Annotated in this window: 2 protein-coding genes and 2 pseudogenes; 3 read left to right on the top strand and 1 reads right to left on the bottom strand. The window is 36.5% G+C overall.

The genetic code is table 11. The features are described 5' to 3' along the window. Nucleotides 1-558, bottom strand: a pseudogene (locus Wcon_RS08455) (helix-turn-helix domain-containing protein); the annotation flags it as partial. A 294-nt stretch (nt 559-852) separates the two neighbouring features. On the opposite strand from Wcon_RS08455, the gene Wcon_RS08450 reads away from it, so the two are divergent. The 3 genes and pseudogenes from Wcon_RS08450 to Wcon_RS08440 all read left to right on the top strand — a co-directional run. Further along, nucleotides 853-2,811 (top strand): heme lyase CcmF/NrfE family subunit, encoded by a 1,959-nt coding sequence (locus Wcon_RS08450; protein ID WP_114517856.1) that lies wholly within the window; start codon nt 853-855, stop codon nt 2,809-2,811. A gap of 131 nt (nt 2,812-2,942) precedes the next feature. Continuing rightward, a pseudogene (locus Wcon_RS08445) lies at nt 2,943-3,224 on the top strand (IS4-like element ISWosp8 family transposase); the annotation flags it as partial. A 328-nt stretch (nt 3,225-3,552) separates the two neighbouring features. Then, on the top strand, nt 3,553-4,380 hold an 828-nt coding region (locus tag Wcon_RS08440), incomplete at its 3' end, for an IS256 family transposase (protein ID WP_114516781.1).

Here is a 4,380-nt window from a genome sequence, read left to right as displayed (position 1 = left end):
AATTGCAGTTTTGTCTGTATAAAGCTTTGCCATAGCAACCCTTGAATAGGTATCAATAAAAGTTTGCTGGTCCTATACCCTTCTACATAATAAGTGTCTTGAGAACCTAAGTAACCAGTGTTTCAATTTCACCATCTTTGTTCTTTCACTTTCTCTAAAGCTGCAAGTTGCTCTTCAGTTAAAATTATGCCATCTTGTGCAACCTTCGCTTCAAGAGCTTTAAGTCTTTTTTTGAACGTTTCAATATCGTTTCTTAGCCATACAACCACCTTCGGAAATCCCTTTTTCTCAGCTCATTTGCAGCTCTTTATTGTCCATATGCTGGAAATTCTGTTGCGATCTGCTCTTTCTATGTCTTCGGAAACTCTGTTTGCCATAAGTGATTTTTTCTTACTTATCTCATGCAGTGCTTCTTCTCCTCCATTTTCATATAATTCCTTGAATCGATAAAACGTATCTCTTGAGTAGCCCATACGCTTGAGATACATTTCCTAATTGTTTTGCTAGCTCTAATAACCCTAACTTTGGTTTTAGTATTTTTGCTTGTATTGTACTCATATCTAACACTCCTTTCTTTTATTATTTTATAACTTACTTTTCTAAAGTGTCAGATCAAGTCTTGTTTAATACAAATTTTTTATAACAAACAGCGTAGACATTCTACATTGCATTCCTGAGAAATTTGATTCATCATTTTCATAATAAAAATGCCTTAACTTCCTCTCTATTTTTTCTGGGTAAGGTCAAAGGTCCGCCGGTCTACTCTCCCTATAGTATCAATAGCAAGCGTCAATTAACACTTTAACTTCTAACTCGTCATCGGTAATATTGTTTATATAAAAACTATAATTTATGCTTGAATTTGGGAATATATTGCTATTGGTAGCCTGCTTATTGTCTTTGACATATTTGTTTTTACCGCTTAGTTCTTGTCGGTTTACTACCACTGCCATATTTTTTTGTGTATCAACATCAATGGCTATTTTGATCTACTGCCACATTACAAATGATTTCTCACTCGAAAACGTATATTACCATTCACACACAACAAAACCTTTGATCTATAAGATTTGTGGTGTTTGGGGAAATAAAGAAGGGTCTATGTTGCTTTGGACCTTAGTGCTCACCTTTTACCTATTTCTGATGGGTATTTTTACTGATAACGACAGTAAATTGAAGAAAGTATCCTTGATCACCCAAGGTTTGATTTGCTTTTGTTTTTTATTGTTCACTTTACTTGAATCCAGCCCCTTCACTAAAATGCCAGGCATTGAAACAGATGGACTGGGTTTTAATCCGATATTGCAAGATATAGGTCTTGCTATTCACCCACCAATATTATATTTGGGGTACCTTGGGTTTAGCGTTCCTTTTTCGCTCTCTATAGCTGGATTAATTGCAAAAGTTGAAGGAAATGTTTGGGCTAAAATTGTCAGGCCTTGGGTACTTATTTCTTGGTCGCTGCTCACTTTTGGCATCAGCTTAGGTAGCTGGTGGGCGTATCGCGAACTTGGGTGGGGTGGATTTTGGTTTTGGGATCCAGTAGAAAACGTTTCTTTGATGCCGTGGCTAATTGCAGTGGCGCTGACACATTTGTTGCTCGTTGTACGAAATCTCAATACTTTAAGGAATTTTGCTATTTTACTTACGCTTACAACTTTTATATTGAGTGTGACTGGAACATTTCTAGTCCGCTCAGGAATACTCACCTCGGTGCACACGTTTGCAGATGACCCAAGGTATGGACTGTATATATTAGCTCTACTTGGTGTAATTACAGTCAGTAGCTTAGTAATATTTGTAGTGTTTACGAGAAAAAATCGCACATCTTTCCAGTGCTCGACATTGGAATCTGAAAAGAAATCTACTACTCAAGTGACAGAGGGTAGAAGATTCTTTTCACGCCTTACGATGATGCTGATGAACAATTTATTATTCATCACTGCCTTTTTCATCGTGTTCGTTGGCACTTTATACCCTACAGTGCTTGAGTATTTAACCGGTGAATTAATTTCAGTTGGAGCACCATATTACAATTCTTTATTTAATCCTATTGCACTGGCTATTCTAGTGCTCACCATGATCGGGCAATACTGCAGTTGGCAGGGAAATAGTCTATTGCCAATATTCCGTGAATATAGATTTTCATTCTGCAGTGCTGCAGCTATTTTGCCGTTTATCTTTCACATGGAGCTAATAATTGTGCTATCAATTACTATCTCCATAGCATTATTAATCTTTGTTTTAGAAGCATACAGTAAAAGAATTCGTTTATTTAAGAGCGAATCAATTTTATTAGCAAGAAGAGTTTCTAAATCCTACTATGCAATGATGCTTGCTCATGCTGGAGTGGCAATTCTAGTGCTTGGTATAGCTTATTCAGTTGGTTGGCAGGAGAAAAAAGAAAATTACTTAAAAATAGGAGATAGCATAACAGTCAATAAATTTAAAATTACTTTACGAAATATTGAATTGATAAAAAAGGAAAATTTCCATGCAGTGAGAGGTACAATGGATATCAGGAATTTGCTGAATAATAAGATATTAGGTGAAGTAACTCCTGAATATAGATTTTACCTTGCGGAAGGTCAGAAAAATGTTGAAAGCAGTATCTACCACAATTTGCTTTCTGATATTTATGTTGTAATCGGTGAGATTGATAAGAGTAAGAGCAAAATCGCAGCTAAAGTGCACTATAAACCTGGAATGTCTGTAATATGGTTTGGATCCTTCCTCATCGCTTTTGGTTTGCTCCTTGCCGCTTTTTCTTCTGGCAAAAAAGTTAAGCCACCTGTTCGTTTAATATCATAAAATTGTATCTGTTCAGGCAATGGCGTCAACTTAAGGGGAGATATTAAGGAGTAAAATACTACAAGAGACAGGACTTTTGTTTCTATTTTATTTCAATAAAAAGTTTAAAATGTGTCTTTTTTAGGTGAGACATGCAAAAAGGAAAAAATCTTATCTTACAAATAAAAAATGCAATATACTCGAAAACTTTTCAGAAAATCCATTATATTGGAAAAAACAGTTTCACACGAACAAGAAAACTTCCTTTTTCGACAGTATTTTCTATGATTTTAAAGTTAGTTAAAAAAAGTTTGGGAATAGAATGTGAACTTATGGAGCCATTGACATGCACCTTCAAAGCAAGCTTTCTCTAAAACAAGATATATTTCAAGAATTTAAGCATCCGAACAGCCTATCAGGATGAACCTGAATATGTGTGCGCCAAGAAAAGCGTTTAGAAAACAGTTGGTTAACCTAGGCAAAGTCTAGTCAACAGCCTAGAACAGACCATTATGGTGCGTAAGGTAACGAGCGTAGTAAAGCTAATGGAATGGACAATTGCAGGGTACAACGAAAGTGAAGGTGTTGAGTCCCGAAATTTGTTATGACATAGAGGTCGACATTTTCCATGAGATGGAAGACAGCATGAAGGTGTAGGGTCGAGAGCTGGCGCGCCTCTTTAGGGTTTGGTGGGAATATTACTTTTTTTCGGTTTGACACACTTTTTTGAACTTATATCAATTTAAAAATGGAGGTTTGACAATGAGTCAAAAAGTAGTAAACAGAACTAACGGATTGGTAGATTATAAAGAGTTGGAAACAAATATCCTGTCGTCTATACGAGAAGGAAGACCGTTGACAGGAAAGGAGGGAGCATTAACACCATTTATAAAAAAGCTGCTGGAGGCGAGTCTAGAAGGTGAAATAGAAAACCATTTATTAGCTGAAAGTGAAGAAAATAATCGCAGAAATGGGAGGAATGGAAAGACTTTACGTACAAGTGCAGGTTCATTTGAGCTGTTAACGCCAAGAGATAGAGAAGGAAGTTTTGAGCCGCAAATAGTCAAAAAAAGGCAAACAAGCTTACATCCAGAGCTTGAAACGAAGATTTTGAGCACATTTGCCAGTGGTATGAGCTATAGAGATATAGCGTCACACGTTGAGGAAATTTATGATCACAAAATATCGGTAGCAGAGATATCAAGTATTACCGACAAATTACTGCCTATAATCAATGAATGGCGTAGTCGTCCACTGCAATCAGTATACCCGATAGTATTTATGGATGGGATGTTCTTTAAGGTCAAGGAGGATGGACATTGCGTAAGTAAATGTATGTACAATATATTGGGCATAGACCAAAATGGCAGAAAAGAAGTCCTGGGCTTTTATTTGGCTGAAAGTGAAGGAGCTAACTTTTGGTTGGAAGTGCTAAATAACCTCAAAGAAAGAGGAGTAGAAGATATTCTGATTGCATGTGTAGATGGGCTAAAAAGCTTTCCTGCAGCCATCAACAGTGTATTTCCCAGTGCAGAAGTGCAGCTATGTATAGTACACCAAATAAGAAATTCTCTGAAATATGTATCCAGT

The sequence above is a fragment of the Wolbachia endosymbiont of Cylisticus convexus genome, from assembly GCF_003344345.1.
The sequence above is the reverse complement of the archived record's forward strand: the minus strand, read 5'-3'. Positions and strand labels throughout refer to the sequence as shown.